16 protein-coding genes and 4 pseudogenes are annotated in these 15,463 nt (G+C 36.4%); 13 read left to right on the forward strand and 7 right to left on the reverse strand.

Translation table 11 applies throughout. The features are described 5' to 3' along the window. Positions 1-163 precede the first annotated feature (163 nt). Complete coding sequence (locus O2S85_RS02870; protein WP_269411251.1) at positions 164-382, reverse strand: TetR-like C-terminal domain-containing protein; 219 nt, start codon at positions 380-382, stop codon at positions 164-166. A gap of 674 nt (positions 383-1,056) precedes the next feature. On the opposite strand from O2S85_RS02870, the pseudogene O2S85_RS02875 reads away from it, so the two are divergent. Continuing rightward, a pseudogene (locus O2S85_RS02875) lies at positions 1,057-1,722 on the forward strand (LysR substrate-binding domain-containing protein). Between the two features lie 92 nt (positions 1,723-1,814). On the opposite strand, the pseudogene O2S85_RS02880 reads toward O2S85_RS02875, so the two are convergent. Next, positions 1,815-2,386, reverse strand: a pseudogene (locus tag O2S85_RS02880) (Maf family protein). 227 nt (positions 2,387-2,613) lie between these two features. Between O2S85_RS02880 and O2S85_RS18720 the strand changes: the two are divergent. From O2S85_RS18720 to O2S85_RS02925, 10 genes are all read left to right on the forward strand, one after another. Beyond that, the gene (locus O2S85_RS18720) at positions 2,614-2,700 is read left to right on the forward strand and encodes a putative holin-like toxin (protein ID WP_367746348.1); all 87 of its coding nucleotides are present in this window, start codon (positions 2,614-2,616) and stop codon (positions 2,698-2,700) included. Positions 2,701-3,047: 347 nt separating this feature from the next. Further along, positions 3,048-4,556, forward strand: coding sequence for an LXG domain-containing protein (locus tag O2S85_RS02885; RefSeq protein WP_269411252.1), 1,509 nt, complete (start codon positions 3,048-3,050; stop codon positions 4,554-4,556). A 51-nt stretch (positions 4,557-4,607) separates the two neighbouring features. After that, positions 4,608-5,225, forward strand: coding sequence for a hypothetical protein (locus O2S85_RS02890; RefSeq protein WP_269411253.1), 618 nt, complete (start codon positions 4,608-4,610; stop codon positions 5,223-5,225). Positions 5,226-5,579: 354 nt separating this feature from the next. After that, positions 5,580-5,975 (forward strand): hypothetical protein, encoded by a 396-nt coding sequence (locus tag O2S85_RS02895; RefSeq protein WP_269411254.1) that lies wholly within the window; start codon positions 5,580-5,582, stop codon positions 5,973-5,975. A 143-nt stretch (positions 5,976-6,118) separates the two neighbouring features. After that, positions 6,119-6,373 carry a hypothetical protein gene (locus O2S85_RS02900; protein ID WP_269411255.1) on the forward strand — a complete coding sequence of 85 codons (255 nt, stop codon included), beginning with the start codon at positions 6,119-6,121 and terminating at the stop codon, positions 6,371-6,373. A gap of 99 nt (positions 6,374-6,472) precedes the next feature. Further along, the gene (locus O2S85_RS02905; RefSeq protein ID WP_269411256.1) at positions 6,473-6,739 is read left to right on the forward strand and encodes a hypothetical protein; all 267 of its coding nucleotides are present in this window, start codon (positions 6,473-6,475) and stop codon (positions 6,737-6,739) included. 79 nt (positions 6,740-6,818) lie between these two features. Next, entirely contained in the window at positions 6,819-7,430 is a 612-nt protein-coding gene (locus O2S85_RS02910) for a hypothetical protein (protein ID WP_269411257.1), read from the forward strand. A 159-nt stretch (positions 7,431-7,589) separates the two neighbouring features. Beyond that, a complete protein-coding gene (locus O2S85_RS02915) occupies positions 7,590-8,129 on the forward strand; it encodes a hypothetical protein (RefSeq protein WP_269411258.1) in 540 nt (179 codons plus the stop codon). Positions 8,130-8,176: 47 nt separating this feature from the next. Further along, entirely contained in the window at positions 8,177-8,971 is a 795-nt protein-coding gene (locus O2S85_RS02920) for a hypothetical protein (protein WP_269411259.1), read from the forward strand. Between the two features lie 368 nt (positions 8,972-9,339). After that, a complete protein-coding gene (locus O2S85_RS02925) occupies positions 9,340-9,663 on the forward strand; it encodes a DUF4011 domain-containing protein (protein ID WP_269411260.1) in 324 nt (107 codons plus the stop codon). Between the two features lie 283 nt (positions 9,664-9,946). Here the strand turns inward: O2S85_RS02925 and O2S85_RS02930 are convergent, their stop codons facing one another. Together O2S85_RS02930 and O2S85_RS02935 are read right to left on the reverse strand one after the other, a co-directional pair. After that, complete coding sequence (locus tag O2S85_RS02930; protein ID WP_269411261.1) at positions 9,947-10,123, reverse strand: hypothetical protein; 177 nt, start codon at positions 10,121-10,123, stop codon at positions 9,947-9,949. 196 nt (positions 10,124-10,319) lie between these two features. Further along, positions 10,320-10,991: pseudogene (locus O2S85_RS02935) on the reverse strand (M48 family metallopeptidase). 302 nt (positions 10,992-11,293) lie between these two features. Between O2S85_RS02935 and O2S85_RS02940 the strand changes: the two are divergent. Further along, the gene (locus O2S85_RS02940; protein WP_269411262.1) at positions 11,294-11,545 is read left to right on the forward strand and encodes a hypothetical protein; all 252 of its coding nucleotides are present in this window, start codon (positions 11,294-11,296) and stop codon (positions 11,543-11,545) included. A 150-nt stretch (positions 11,546-11,695) separates the two neighbouring features. Here O2S85_RS02940 and O2S85_RS02945 read toward each other — a convergent pair whose 3' ends face one another. Next, positions 11,696-12,043 (reverse strand): zinc-ribbon domain-containing protein, encoded by a 348-nt coding sequence (locus O2S85_RS02945; protein WP_269411263.1) that lies wholly within the window; start codon positions 12,041-12,043, stop codon positions 11,696-11,698. An 855-nt stretch (positions 12,044-12,898) separates the two neighbouring features. Here O2S85_RS02945 and O2S85_RS02950 point away from each other — a divergent pair. After that, positions 12,899-13,918: a hypothetical protein gene (locus O2S85_RS02950; protein ID WP_269411264.1), complete on the forward strand. Its 1,020-nt coding sequence runs from the start codon at positions 12,899-12,901 to the stop codon at positions 13,916-13,918. Between the two features lie 179 nt (positions 13,919-14,097). Here O2S85_RS02950 and O2S85_RS02955 read toward each other — a convergent pair. Together O2S85_RS02955 and map are read right to left on the reverse strand one after the other, a co-directional pair. Then, positions 14,098-14,268, reverse strand: a pseudogene (locus tag O2S85_RS02955) (GyrI-like domain-containing protein); the annotation flags it as partial. Positions 14,269-14,467: 199 nt separating this feature from the next. Further along, positions 14,468-15,208, reverse strand: coding sequence for a type I methionyl aminopeptidase (map, locus tag O2S85_RS02960; protein WP_269411265.1), 741 nt, complete (start codon positions 15,206-15,208; stop codon positions 14,468-14,470). Positions 15,209-15,463: the final 255 nt, after the last annotated feature.

Here is a 15,463-nt window from a genome sequence, read left to right on the forward strand (position 1 = left end):
CATTCCAGTTAAGTTGTCCGACTTTAATAATTAGTTGTATATCATATTCAATTAATTCAAACCTGTCAATTTATTTGTTTTTAATTGGAACACATTGGCACGCTGTTTTTAGTATATTCATGTTGCTGGTTTTTAATATTTTTTTGGGAGAAATAACGACCGCTTATGCATTTGTTCCCCAAGATAATAAGGTTGATTTAAAAAAAGGATTGTCAATGTAAGGTCCATTAACATCTAACTGCCTCAGTAATTCAGCCATGTATCTTGGTGTGTAAGGCATATCCTTTTGCAACCACCACAATGTTAACATTAATGATTTTCCCTTAAACGTCAATTCCATATCCGTAAGCAAGATCCCTTTATCAATGAATAACTTTTTCACTAACGTCTTACACCTACCCACTTTTTCTCAATAATATTAGGTTTTTTTCGACTCGTATGGAGAACATACAATTCTCTAGTAGGATTTTCACGATGAAGTTCTTGATACACTTTCATTGCATCAGGTGAATTTGAATACTTTTACAATGAGGTAATTTATTCCAAAATACGTTGGTTTTCATCATTTGTGTATGCTTTTGCGGCCTCAATCAACACCCATTGGTCCGGGAATGCTTGGCGTACATCTTTCCATTTCATTTATGACACCTCCAAGTTCTTTACATATATTCTATCATGCCACGATAGGTTTTATAAACATTACCAATTTTGAATTCTCAAAACCTAGAAAATGTATTAGCTAATGCAATATTTAACCATGTTCTTTCAATCAAATGAACAGAATAACGCATAAATAAGTTGAAATAAAAAACAAAAAGTGTATAGACTATCAGCAGAAGGTTCTGACTCATTTTGTTGGACTGGGTAATATTCTTGAAGTAAAAGAGTACTGAGGAAAGTATACAATTGTACGAACTAACCAGCTTAGGACCACGTGCTTTCCAAATTTTGTGTAAAACGCAGTATAACACGCTATTGTTTGATCGGCATGATGGGAAACTTATCCCGACAAAAGCAGGAAACACGTTATATCCGTTTGCTAAAAATATGGTAGAAATGCTAGAACAATCGCACGAGGCAGTCAAGGAGGCAACAGGTGAACACGAAACTGTATTGCATGTAGGGGCCAGTTTTACAATTGGCGATTATTTGCTGCCTCATGTGATGGGAAAATTTAAGAAAAAGTTTCCTGATTACCGATTTAGTTTAACGATTGGAAACACGCCACAGATCGTGGAAAAACTGGGGGATCAGGATATCGATATTGCTCTGGTGGAGAGCCAGGTTGATGATCGTTCCTTTATGATAGAAACGTTCGCACAGGATGAATTGGTCCTGGTTTTACCGGCCGATCATCGCTGGAAAGACAGGGAAATGATCATGCTGCATGAACTGCCAGAAGAAAAGATGATCTGACGGGAAGCGGAATCAGGGACGCGAATTATTTTGGAAAATTCATTACAAGAAGCTGGCGTACTGAAAAAGATTCAGAGTTCATTGGAGCTTGGCAGTGTCCAATCGATTAAAAGTGCGATGGAAGCGGGTCTTGGTGTCAGTATTTTACCGAAGCTAACGGTGGAGAAGGAATTGGCGTATGGTATGATGAAGGTGGTAACAGTTAACGACCTCAAACGCACACGTGATTTGCTGATGGTTCGAGAGCCGCAACGTTTCAGAAAACAGGTGGTGCGTGATTTTGTGGCGTTTGTTCGGGGGAGTTAGCAAAATATTGGCAGATGTAAATGATAGTTTTTCAAAAGTGGCCAGTCCCCCATTACGCAAAATGCCGGAATACGTGGGACTGGCACTAATTTTTAACCTTTTTCCTCCGCATACACAGAAAACCGTCTCAGTTCCCTAATCACACGCGAAATGGGCAATCCCATAACGGTGTAGTAATCGCCGATAATTTGCTTAACAAACATTGCCCCAAGACTTTGAATGCCGTATGCACCTGCTTTATCGTACGGTTCACATACCAATCTATTTCCTCTTTTGATAATGGCCAAAATTCAACCTTTGTTCGTTCAACAAAAACAATCTCATCATCATGGGAGCGAATCATGACACCAGTAAATACCTCGTGTACGTTTCCGCTAAAAGCAGTAATCATTTGCGCAGCCTCTTGGCTATCTTTCGGTTTTCCAAAGATCGTTTGATGGAAGGAAACAACAGTGTCAGCCGATAAAATCACTTCATCTTCGCAGTGAAGCGGGACATTTTTCCCTTTTAATAACGCCAATTGTTTTACTTTTTCTACCGGATCGCTTGATTTGATTTGTGATTCATCCACGTCCGGTTTTCGGATCGTAAAAGGAATCTTAACCTGGTTTAACAGCTCTTGTCTTCTTGGTGATGAGGATACCAGGATGAGTTTGTTAGTCATATTTTTCCTCCTGCTCGGATTAATTGGTTGTCTTCATTTTACCAGTAAGCGGGCAGGGTATGAAGATTTAACTTTCGTCTGATTATGTATTAATAGAAATTTAAAATACTTCTTTAAACTTTTTAGGCAGATGGTATAATAGAAACATGCAATAATCGTGTTTTCCTCAAGGGAGGTCGGCGCATCTCGTCGTTGTAGTGTCACGCGATACGCTATAACGGAAGGGGGTGTTGCCCTTGTCTGTTTTTGAGACATTGGTTCTAATGATCGCCTTTGCAACACTAGTTGTAACGATTATAGACCGTAAAAAATAGACCTCCCTTAGTTTCGCAGCCTAGTGAGGTCTATTCCTTACCTGTGCTGACCCCTCTTGAAGGGGAGCGATTCATTGCTGACCGGAGATATTGGCGTATCTTCGGTCTTTATTAGTTTATGCCTGTTTTCTTATCTCTATGTTTATTATAACACGAAAAGTCAATTTGAAAACAAAAAATAATATGATTTGTTGTTTTTCCTGCTTTCCTAAACCTCTACGATTGGGACATCATTTCTGATCTGTAAAAAATGTCGCATTACTAACCCAATCCAAATATTTTAAAATTAATTTTCCCATCTAATGCCCCTTAAACCGGAGTTGGATCGATTGTAATGGTAAAGAGGGGTGCTTTCCAATTTCCTCTCCATCCGTGATGCCATGAATAAATTGATCGATCTTGATGATGCACTCAAAGGTGAAGGTGGAAATGCAATTAGAGAACATTTTATGACACTTCATTTCCCGGCAGTCATTCTATTTAACTTGTTTTTGGAAGAATATATTAATATTTTAAAAGAAATAAAGGGATCGGTCGAATCGTTTGAAAATAATAATGGCCTTATCCGTGAAGAATTCATCGAAGGCGATGTGAAAAGTGCTCTCAATAAACTCGATGACTTAACACATGAAATTGTGGATGATATTAATAATCATTATAATGAGGTAAGTGACCTGGTGCCTTATGATTCCGTGAAAACGACAAACTTTGACTTTCACCTGTCCGGAGCACGGTTTATCGTTCAAGATACACGTACAAACCTTTCCAAGCTTGATGAAGACAGCACTTCTAAACTAGAAGATTCGGCTGATTCAGCAGATCAAATTGCTCAATTTGTCACCAAGATTCAAGGTTGGACGAAAAATGGGGTCTTTTTGACAGAATCCCAAATTGGTGAAGTTGAAAATTATTTCATGGAATCGGATGTCATCGAGGACATGATCGACCGTGCCACGGAATTGTCTGTTAAACAAGGTGATTCGACCATTCAGGGAGATATTGCCGGGTGGCTTTCGGATTTAGGAAAAACAAACGGGGCATATAACGTTGCAAAAGGGGCACTTGCATTTAAAATCATGAACAGCGGCATGCTTGATTTGGTGAAAGACGGTAAAGGAAACTTTATTGTTAAAGCTTCTGCTAAGTGGAAAAAAGGTTCGAATGGAAAATATGAATCGAAGTTGGCCGGTAATATTTATAAACTATTGAAAAACGGCGATAGAAACGCAGCGAATCCCCTTAAGCGGTATATTGCCAAATCAGGAAAAGCGCCTAGTGGGGTTCTTCGACAAATAATCGGGCTTAAAGGCAAAACAAATAGAATTAGTTTCGGGAAAGTAGCTAACAGTTATTCTAGTGTTCTTGTATTTGATAAAGCGAAATTAAAAGATTATAAAATGAACGTGGATGTAAAGGGTACGGCGAAGCAATTTTCCAGTACGAAGGGTGTAATGAAACTTGCGAAAAGGATACCGTATGCTGGAATCCTATTTTCAGTTGGAACAAATTCCGGCGAATATTTTAGTGATGAAAATAAATACAAATCATTTTACGAAAAGTCAGGTAGGTTTGCTGGAGGTATTGGACTAGATCTTGGGGTTGCCGGACTCACAACTGGCGGAGCTGTTATCGGGTCAATGATCTGCCCGGGGGTTGGTACTGTTATAGGTGGGGCAGTTGGCGCAGGTGTTGGGATTGTAGGATCCTGGTTTGTTGAAGGAACTGTTAAAGAATGGGGAGAAAATGCTGGTCGCTGGGTTGAGGATACTGTTAAAGATGCAGGGGATTGGATAGGTGATAAAGTTGGTGATATAACCTCAAATGTAGGAGGTTTTATTTCAGGGATTTTTAACTAACCTAGTGAATAATTATTATGCTAGTCTTGAGTAAAAGGAATGGAGTAGTACATGGATAAACAAAAAAGATTTTCATTAAAGAGTGGCTTTTTGGCTTTTATTAAATCAAATATTATTTTAATGTTTTTTTTCCTGATTTTTATGCTTAACAGTAATGAGTGGCGCTATGACGGAATAAATTTTGTTATCCTTTTTCTGTTCGGTGCTGAATCTTTTATAGTCCTATTATCTTCACTAGCGTGTTTTAATACACAAATTGAGAAGGATTTAAAAAAAGGTAAACAAAAGAAAAATAACAAAGAGTGGTTAGGATTTGGAATTAATTTTATAGTGATTTCCATATTTTCACTATTATTCTTAGGGGCAAACATTCCCTACCCAAGCACATTAATATTTTTAATATTAATAACAAATGCTATGGCATCAGTTTATTCCGTGGTTTTTCATCCAATTGCTTTAGGTATTTATGAAGCGAACGTTTTGCAAGAAAAAACAACCATGATGGATTACATTTTTAAGTATGTTGCCATTTTTTTATCAGGGATAAATTATTATGTGCAGATGATATTGTTAAGGTTCCCGTTGTTGTTAAACAAAGTCATTGCTATTGTTTTTGCTTTGTTTCTACTGTGGCAATGGTTTGTGGTAGGTACGATTTTTGACAAGTGATTTGAGAGCATATGGCAGTATATTCAAACTAAGGGATATAGTAAAATAGAAACGCTTTTCCTTTAAAGAAAGCCTTCACTTCAATATTTCTTAATTGGAAACTGCAATTGTATTTGCGTTGACCTTATTATGGGGTGTTGCTTTGACACTAGGCATTTTTAATTAAAATAGGATATTTTTATTGGAGAAAAAACCATGAGTAGGCAGGGAAATCATTGGATAAATCATCAACACACATAAAGGCTAATGGTACAAAAACGAAAATATGGAAATTTTCTTTGGTAAAGGGACTTCAGTCATTCATAACGTCCAATTTGCTACTTGTTTTTGCTGCAGTTATTTTTATGGTTAATCATGGATCAAAAACGCCTATTTTGGTATTTATATTCTTTTGCAGAGGCCTTTATAATTTTGCTGTCATTTATAGCTTGTTTTAACCGTCAAGTTAATCATGTGATTTCAGGACACAAAAGCCGTTTTTCTGAAAAAGAATGGATAGGATTGCTATTAACCATTACTATAACATCTCTGTTATCGCTTGGCTTTGCAGGTATTGGCGTTCCGTTCCCAAGTACAATCGTTATGTTAGTTTTGGTGATAAATTTCATGTTCGCTTTATATTCTATTCTTTTTCATCCTGTTGCTCTGAAATTATATAAAGCTAATGTTTATGATGAAAAAAGCAGCGTTTTGGACTTTACATTTAAATATATATACTGTTTTCGGGAATTAATTTTCATGTTCAAATGAAGTTATTACATCTTCCTTTAGTGGTTAATAAAATTTTGGCTATTGTCTTTGTATTATTTTTACTTTTGCAAGGATTTTTGGTTATTAGTTTTTGAATAATTTATCCGTGACCTAGTCAACAGGAAAAAGGAATGGAATGTTGCATGAACAAACAGAAATACTTTTCATTTAAACACGGATTTTTAGCTTTTGTTAAATCAAATATTCTATTAATACTTATTCTTCTTGTTTTGGTGATTAACAAGAGTGAGTGGCGTTATGACGATGGCTTTGGTTACGTTATGATGTATCTTGTATTTGCGGAAATTTTTATTGTGGTTTTGTCATTTCTGGCATGTATTAAACCTTATGTTGGGAAGGATTTAGAAAAGGATCAAAAGAAGCATAACAAAGAGTAGTTAGGGTTTGGAATTAACTTTATAGCACTTTCTATATTTTCACTATTATTCTTAGGGGCAAACATTCCCTACCCAAGTACACTAATTTTTTTAATATTAATGACCAATTTTATAGTGTCATTGTACTCCGTTATTTTTCATCCGGTTGCTTTAGGAATTTATCAAGCGAACGTTTTCCAAGAAAAAACAACCTTGATGGATTACATTTTTAAATATGTTGCCATTTTTTTATCAGGGATAAATTATTACGAACAGATGATTTTGTTAAGGCTACCGTTGCTAGTTAATAAAGTAATTGCTATTGTCTTTGTCCTATTTTTATTGTGGGAAGGGTTTGGGGTAATTGCCATCTTTGACAAGTTCTAAAAAACAATTATGCTAGTTATGAAGCGGGTTGTGTAATCAATTCTTTCGTAAGGGAAAGGTTAAGTTGTTTGATAAAACATTGGGAAATCGTATTTCTATAAAAAACGGTTTATGGTTTCTTTTAAAGGCTAACATCATGCTAGCAATTTTGATCGCATTGTTTACATTAAATAGGACTGAATGGAGATCAGACGGAGCGGGAAAGGTAAGCACATTTATTTTCATGTTTGAATGTCTTTTTATTTTACTATCCATATTTGCCTGTTTAAAACCTGAGAAGGGTATTGTGAAACAGCGGACAAATAAGAAAATTTCCCAAAAAGAATGGATTGGTATGGTTATTGCAATTATATCAACATCATTATTATCTCTTTTTATGCTGCCCGCGGGTATTCCATTTCCGAGTACGATTATCCTTGTTGTGTTAGCAATTAATTTTTTTGCTGCTATCTACTCGGTTGTTTTTCATAAAGTAGCTATCGGGATATATGAACTGAACGTATTTAAAGAAAAAGATGGTATTACAGATTATACATTCAAATATATAGCAATAATTTTTTCAGGCTTAAATTATAATGTGCAAGTTAATCTACAAAAATTACCCCTTATTTTTAATAAACCGATTACCATCATTTTTGTGTTTATATTGGCAATGCAGTTTATTATTGCGGGTACTATTTTTACGTATTAGGGTATAGCTTATAGGCTAGAGGTTATATGTAGCAGATGGGGATGGAAGCGATAAATGGTGACGAAATTAAAATCGGGAGGAAAAGAAAGCAAGAGGTTCTCTTTAAAGAATGGATTTAAATTTTTCTTAAACGCAAATATATTGTTGTTTGTCATCGTGATGTTGTTTGTAATAAATAAAAATAGTTGGCCCGAAGATGAATTGACAGGGGTATATGTATTTTTATTCGTTTTTGCGGAACCTGCAAGCATTTTACTATCGATTATTTCTTGTTTTAGCCCCGATAAAATGGCGTTCCCGAGAAAAATGAAATGGAGTCATTCGAAAGAGGAATGGATTGGATTCGGTATAGCAGTTGTGGGATTATCACTATTTTCGCTTATTTTCTTGGGAGCTGGAGTTCCTTGGCCAAGTACGATTGTTTTTTTGATGTTAATGACGAATGCTATGTTTGCGCTATACTCTATTCTTTTCCATCCGATTACAATCGGATTATACCGGGCAAATGTATATGATAAGAAAGAAACGATAGCTGACTACATCTTTAAATATATCGCCATATGCTTTTCGGGTGTTAATTACTATATTCAACTCACCTTATTAAGGCTTCCGTTGTTAATAAATAAACTTTTTGCGATCGTGTTTGCCTTAATCTTAATTTGGCAGGCGTTCACAGTCATTGGTGTATTTAATTTATGATATGTTATTGTCTGGAAAATGATAGTTTCACTAAAAGGAGGTTCCCCATGTTACAAACACAACAAATCAATCTAACCATCAATGAAATGGTTGCTGCACTTTCTCTTTGTGGTTACGATAAAATGGCAGGTCAGATTTTGAACGAGCAGGAACTGATAAAAAATGAATCGGAATTTAACCGTTTTGTTCAGGAAACGGAAACGAAACTCAGGCAAAAGGGATATTGGGATGATAATAGGGAAACCGGCATTGCCAAGGGTTTGGAGGATTTACTTTATCTGCTTGTACATGCCAAGAAAAAGATTCGCTGTATCAATATGCGAAAGCATCGTGTATTGCTCATCCATTTGCTTAATAAAAAGCATTCACTGGTACAGGAAGTGAAGGGCGGGGAGCATGCCTTTTCCTTTTACAAGAATAGCGACGGCTTTTATGATATTCTCCGCGAACACTTTGGTATGCGGGATACGGAAACGGATATAAATGGTTGGCAGCCAATTCAGATGACGGATGAGCTGATCGATGAGTTACATACATCGGAGCCCGAACTGTTACTGACGATGAAACAGGATGAAAATCAGGCAATGGCATTACGTGACTTTGCTGGCGACTTTTTACGGAATGGACAGGAATTTGATAACATATCCTTCATGAAGTCTGATTATGTAAAGGACCAGTCGGAGTTTGATGACATTCAGTTTTTGCTTCCAGGTAATAATTTTGTCTGGCATATGAATTACGAGAACGTCGAAGAAAATCATCAGGTAATTCTTGAGCCGATTCCGGTAAAAACGTATTTTGAGGAGATAGAACGTGTTCTAACCGACTTTTTCAATGAATAGCTTCACCCATGCTTATGAATTTACAAAGGAAACCCAGTTAATAGGGTTCCTTTGTTTTTGTAAGGGATGAAGCAGAGTTCCCTTAAAAAACCTGGAATCATATGAATAGCCAGTTTATTAACTTTCAATAACAGGCAATAACACGTTACAATAGTACCAAAGAATTATTGTCAAACTAGATGATCAAATGAAAGACAAAATGATGATACTTAAAGTTCGTTTAAATGATTTAAGTAAAAAGAATCGCTCGATACGTATGCTTAAAAGGTATGATAAATGGTCTTTTGATTTAACTGCAATCAAACAAATAGATAAGGATCCGCAATCTATAACTGGATGCCATCATTGCCAAAAAAGGTAAAACGGAATTGTTAGAGCAAGATGTCAACAATAATGAATCTCTTATTATCTCTGCAAAATTGACATCTTTATTTAGAAATCTCAAGTCGATTGAAGAAGAAACCGGCTTGTATGATTTATACATAGAATATCCTTTTTTAAGCGACAAAATGTTGGATGGCACCTACATTCGAGCACCATTATTTTTGCACCCCGTCGAATTAATTCGTAATAAAAAGCATGGAATCCAGTGGGAACTTGCGTATGATACAGATTCAGAATCCATGTTAAATCGTTCGCTTTTCTTGGCGATACAGAAAATGAGTAATCTGCATGTGCGGGGAAATTTATGATGAAGCGCAAGAAAAAGCGTTCCTAAAATCCTTGTATGAAAATCTGTCTATATATGTAATAAATATATTTTTGATGAGGTGCATAATGGAGAAACAAGTTACGGACAGTGATGCTAGGAAGTTCAACTGCTTGATCGTCTTTTTAGCAGCAGCGGCGCTAATCCTTACGTACTAAATGAAGAGTGTAAAGCGAAATCCCTAATGTAACAAATGAAATGATTAAGGCTATTCATATCATAATCCTACCTCTTTTTCTTGTGTATTTTACATATTCATTATATACTTATGGTGGAGAGAAAATTAATCCTCTCCGGGTCTTAGTCTTTAGGCTTTTTCTTCTGTCGCAAGCAGATTGAAAGTCCTTTTCCTTTTTACGATTTGATAAAATGACAACGGTTAAATTAATAACAGCAATTGTCAAGTTTGTCGCTGTCGTAAACAGGGCTAAAACTTCTGCCACATCTACTTACCCCCCTTTCTCTTCGGGGGATATTTGTATTACATCATTACGGTTCTATTAAAACATTCATATTCGTAAAAAGGGTGTGAATAATATTAACTATCTCTCAAATGAAAACTTGACGTGCGAATAGAGTCATGTCTCATTTAATGATCATTGATACAATGCAACTCCATGCCATGAACACGTAACCATTCTATTTGTCTTTCATAATCTGGTAAGACCGACTTAACCGTTTGCCAAACTTTTGACTGCGCTCGAAAATGACCAGATGTGCTAGCTCATGTACGATCACATAATCCATGACACGAATTGGCGCCATGATAATACGCCAATTGATCCATATGTTACCTTCTGGAGTGCAGGTTCCCCATCGTTTGTGCTGTGTTTTGAAACGAATGGATGATGGCTCTACGCCTAATAGTTGCTGGTAGTAGCTGGCGCGTTTTATAAGCTTTTATAGCCATAGTGATGATACCATGTAATGATTTGTTTTTCCAATTGTGCTTGAACCTTGCCCTGGGACCATGTTTTTGGAACGGTAGCAATAAACTTATCCAATCGTGGCTGTATCTGTATCCGCACGATTCACCTTTAATCGATAATGACGGTCAAGATAAGGGAACTTCTCACCATTTACAAATTCTTTCGGCTGGACCATCGTTTGGACCTCATTTATTTCTTCAAGTTTTTCATGTATCCATTTTGCTTTTTGTTCGATTAATTTTTTGATTTTGTCATCTGTCATCTTATCTGGTGCGTATACTACCACACCATTTACAAGGTCTATGGATATTTTGGCGTCTTTGCGGGTTTGTCTGTGCAGATTGTAATGGATAATCGTGGTTCCATATTTGATGCTAGGCATGTTTTCCCCCTACCTTCTATATTTATTTTACATAGGTGAGAGGGTTTGGGCAATTTTTTATTAGAAAACAATATTAGAAGGCGGAAGAAAATCCTTTATCCATAAATAGGAAACCAATAAAAACCGTAGTCAATTTTATAATCTAAGTTGCACAAAAAGACTAAAAACAGTAGTCTACAAGGAACAACTGAGTGACTATGAATCAGCGGTGATTATTTTGGCCGACTATAATGATACCGGGAAAATGAAAGGATATTGCACGGTGTCCCGATCGGAATAAAATCCCCCATGCTTTGTCAAATATGTTAAAACTTTATGAGTTCAAAGATTTATCAGGATTTTATCTCAAGAAGGGTTGCTACGTTGGTTCAGCGGCTGAAACAAACGAGGCAATTATTCTTGGAAAACTAAACATCTATGAATTATTTTTGGAGCAACTGGGGGATAGACCATTTTTCGTTCCTGTGAAAAATCCGTACCATCCCACATATATCGCGGCAGGCCTGCTACAGGAATCACTGCCTACTTTAATTTATCATGTTGCGACTGTTTAAAGTCACCGAAAGTATAGACTTTTAAAAGCTGACGATTTTCATTAACGAACAGACAATTAAAGAAACTATCAACTTGCATATAGGTTGATAGTTAGCTTCTTTTTTCAATTCACATGGATTTTTTCAATGATCCTAAGTCAAACCACACATTTATGAAACCGACATTCCAATCAACATGCCAAGAATTGCTCCGGCGACTGACAGTACCATTAGAATAATCCCATGTGTTTCTTTACCATGTTTGCGAACCAGGTACCCCATGATAAACGCTCCGGCGCCAAAGAGAATTGGAATAAACAAAATTGAAATGGCAAAGAATACCCACCCTAAAACGACAAACACAGTTCCCTCTTTCTTATTTGTACCACTGAGATCAGCCGTAGCTGGTATGCTAGCATCTGAACCGTTTGCCAGGTTCGCACCGCATGATGAGCAGAAGTTTTCATCAGGATCTGTCTTCATTCCACAATTAGGACAATACACAACAACACTCCCCATCAATCAATACTTGTTAAGTCAAACCGTTGTAGGCACTCATTCATATTGTATTGCAAGAACCCTGTGGTCAGTGTATTTAATATCCATTGTTATAATAAGTTTGCGAAACAATTCTCACTAAATAATTCTATGTGCAAAGGAATAACTTATTCCATGTACTTAACGATATTTAGGAACATGCCAAACGTTTATATTAAGAATAAACAGCAACTCAAATGAAAAACAAAAGTATCTTCCATTTCCATGGATATTATCTATAGCAAATGTAGATAAGTATGAACACAGTACTTGCACTGTATCACTTTTTATTTAAAAGCTGGAGGTGAACATGCAGTATCTAATGAACAAGAGGATTTATAAGATGAAAAGATAGCATTGGAATGAAAACCGACTGCAGCCTTCAGACGAGCATTCCAAGGAAGAGGTTTATTATATGTCTTTTCCTAGTATGGGATCTGCTGAACAGGTGCATGCAATTTACTAGTATTGTTTGTTATAATAGTCAAAAATGAATATCTTTTTGATAGCCATAACTTCCAGAATAGAGGTGTAGTTATGGTGCCTATTTCGGTAGGTGAATTTATAAAAAACACGGTAAACAACGAACGAGGAAATGGTAAAGCAACTGTACGGTGGGATAGTAGATAAGTATACGGCAACATACTTATCGAAAATGGCTGTGGTGTGCTAACTGTTCCGGAAAATCAACTGGAAGATTTCAATGAGCGGTTGTCAACATTCTATAAAACCAATGATTATAGCAAGATGGATCAGTTTCTATATGATAAGTGTTTGTTTGGTATTGATTATGCTTAAATTAAGATCATTTTTTTACCAGCGTTTTGGAGGTACAACATGAAAGTAAATGAATTGCGAGTAAAACTAAAGGATAAAAAGAAAGCTGAAATAGAACAACTTTTTGTAGAAGTGTATAAACAAATCCCCAAGAAGGTACGTGAGGGAAAGGAAATTGATCAGCTGATTAACAATCCGGATGCATTTAAAAAAGCAAGAAAAAACACAAAGCAATCAACGAAAAACCTTGATTTCACAAATGTTGACAAGGAAGTAAGATTATTTATTAAAAACGCGTATGATCAAAATTATTTTACCCCAAATCGGATGATACCGAAAAAGGAACGTTCTAATTGGCGATTCACCGCTAAACGACTAGTTAATCAGTTAATGGAGCTTTCCGGTCAGGAAGAACATGTAAAAGCATGTACATCGTTAATGGAAGAGTTATACAAGTTATTTTGCTACGCTTCTGGTCATTATGTTTTCACCAGTCAAGAGCCTTTTTACACAATAAATAGCTCACAACGCCAATTTTTTAAACAGGTTGTCATGATGAAAAAGCGGGTAGATGAACCAAGGGAATGGATTCATGATTCATTACGGTTGATGTTGGATAATGGAACTGACCATGATACACCAAGTGAATTTTTATCTGAAGCTTTATTGGAAGCACTAACAAATGCCCCGCTGAAAGAAGAGGCGGTTAAAATAGCTGACAACCTGCTTCAAGAAAAAGAAGCGACAGTAAGAAAGATTAATGTTCATCATAAAGAAGCCGAGAATTATGATAAAGAGGATTACATTAATCATTTAGTGGAAACCATTTTTATGATCCAAAGCGCTTTGGGCGAATATCAGGCAGCAGTCAGGTACTTTAACAAACATTATATAGAATCAATTACCAGAGAGATTAGGCTTTATGTTTTGCTTCGTTTGGTTATGCGTTATCAGCGTGTAGAGGATTGGATGAGCGTGTACGAAAAGGCGATCAAAAGAAGAATTAACCCAAGAGATTCACTTAAAAAAGCCTATGAACATATCAAACGTACCGGGGAATTTCCGAGGTTTATTGGCTAATATATCATAGATTACTATGAAATGTTATCTTCGCCTGAATTGTGGACCCCACGGATGATCAGGCAGTGAGTTATGGGAAATTTTTAATGAAAGATGAAAGATTTCTTTTAAATAAAAAGATTGAGGTAATCACCAGCAAGCAGTGGATTCAATATGTAATCCACTGCTTATACAGGTTCCTATTTTACAGGGATCCAGATTTCTGAATATAAATCAGGACTGGATGGATTTTCATCTAAATATACCTCTAGTTCTGGTGTTCCTGCATGTTTGTAACCACTTGAAGGAAACCATTCTGAAAAAATTTGTTTCCATGTTTTTGGCATAGCACCGTGAACCTCAAATATTGCCCTGCTGCCTGTAATGATTCAACCCACGTCAGTCACTCACTCCTTACTTAAATCCTAACGGGGCATCACCTATTATTCCTGTCTTCTTGTGCTTTTCACGGACAGTTTATTTTGTTAAGACACTGTTTCGTTCCATTAACTGGTCCTTTTCTTAAATAAGTTACTAATCCTTATTCCATCCTATGTGGTATTAGTGTTCTTACAATGTAGTAATAATCGGTCCTTCCTTGGTAAGGATAATCGTATGTTCATATTGAGCCACATAGCTTTCATTGGTCAAGAAGGTCCATCCATCTTCGGATTGAAAAACTTCTTCCTCAAATGTAGAGATAAAAGGCTCAAAGGCAATTACCATACCATCTTTTAAAATTTCGTCATCCCAGCGGGAGAAGTAATTGAAAATATGTTTCGGTTCTTCATGAATCGAACGCCCAACACCATGTCCAGTAAGATTTTTTATGATTGTTAAACCATGCTGATTCGCTACATTGTGTACGGCTTTACCGAGCGCACCTTTTTTCGAGCCTGGTTTTGCCTTCTTAAGTCCAGCATCGAATGCTTCTTTAGCAACGTCACATATCTTCTGTAAAATTCCCTCTCCCTTCCCAACTACAAAGGAAATTCCAGTATCTGCAAAATAGCCGTTTTTTGAACCTGAAACATCAATATTCACAAGGTCCCCTTCTTGAATGGTCCGTCTACTTGGAATCCCGTGTGCTACCTCTTCATTTATGCTAATGCACGTATATCCAGGAAAATCGTATTCTCCTTTTGGGGCAGATTGAGCTCCAGCTTTTTCAAACATCTCTTTCGCAATTTTATCGAGTTCCTTTGTGGTAATTCCAGATTTCGTACCATTAACTAATTCATCCCTTATCGTTCCACAAATTTCACCAATTTCTTTTAATCCATTAAAATCCTCTTCAGTCTTTGCAATCATCGTGTATCCTCACTTTTTAAATTGGTATTCGTATGAAGCAGAAAAGGATAGTTTTTTTAATCCTTTTCTGCTTTGTTAATTATCCTATGTTCCTGGTACCATTTCCCTGCTCACGATAACATAAAATATTCGCAGTCAGCCTATATGTGCCTATATATTTTTCATTTGAAAAGAGCCTCTATATAAACCGCCAATAGCAATAATTATGCTCCCATCATTAGATAAACCGAATATAATTCTCCCGATTGGCTAATC

The sequence above is a fragment of the Lentibacillus daqui genome, assembly GCF_027186265.1.
GTDB classification, from domain to species: Bacteria; Bacillota; Bacilli; order Bacillales; family Amphibacillaceae; genus Lentibacillus_C; species Lentibacillus_C daqui.

Coding starts and splice junctions, on each gene's coding strand:
- O2S85_RS02890 (WP_269411253.1), top strand. CDS start 4,608: ATGGATAAACAAAAAAGATTTTCATTAAAGAGTGGCTTTTTGGCTTTT.
- O2S85_RS02895 (WP_269411254.1), top strand. CDS start 5,580: ATGGATCAAAAACGCCTATTTTGGTATTTATATTCTTTTGCAGAGGCC.
- O2S85_RS02900 (WP_269411255.1), top strand. CDS start 6,119: ATGAACAAACAGAAATACTTTTCATTTAAACACGGATTTTTAGCTTTT.
- O2S85_RS02905 (WP_269411256.1), top strand. CDS start 6,473: ATGACCAATTTTATAGTGTCATTGTACTCCGTTATTTTTCATCCGGTT.
- O2S85_RS02915 (WP_269411258.1), top strand. CDS start 7,590: ATGTTGTTTGTAATAAATAAAAATAGTTGGCCCGAAGATGAATTGACA.
- O2S85_RS02920 (WP_269411259.1), top strand. CDS start 8,177: ATGTTACAAACACAACAAATCAATCTAACCATCAATGAAATGGTTGCT.
- O2S85_RS02940 (WP_269411262.1), top strand. CDS start 11,294: ATGTTAAAACTTTATGAGTTCAAAGATTTATCAGGATTTTATCTCAAG.
- O2S85_RS02945 (WP_269411263.1), bottom strand. CDS start 12,043: ATGGGGAGTGTTGTTGTGTATTGTCCTAATTGTGGAATGAAGACAGAT.
- O2S85_RS02950 (WP_269411264.1), top strand. CDS start 12,899: ATGAAAGTAAATGAATTGCGAGTAAAACTAAAGGATAAAAAGAAAGCT.
- map (WP_269411265.1), bottom strand. CDS start 15,208: ATGATTGCAAAGACTGAAGAGGATTTTAATGGATTAAAAGAAATTGGT.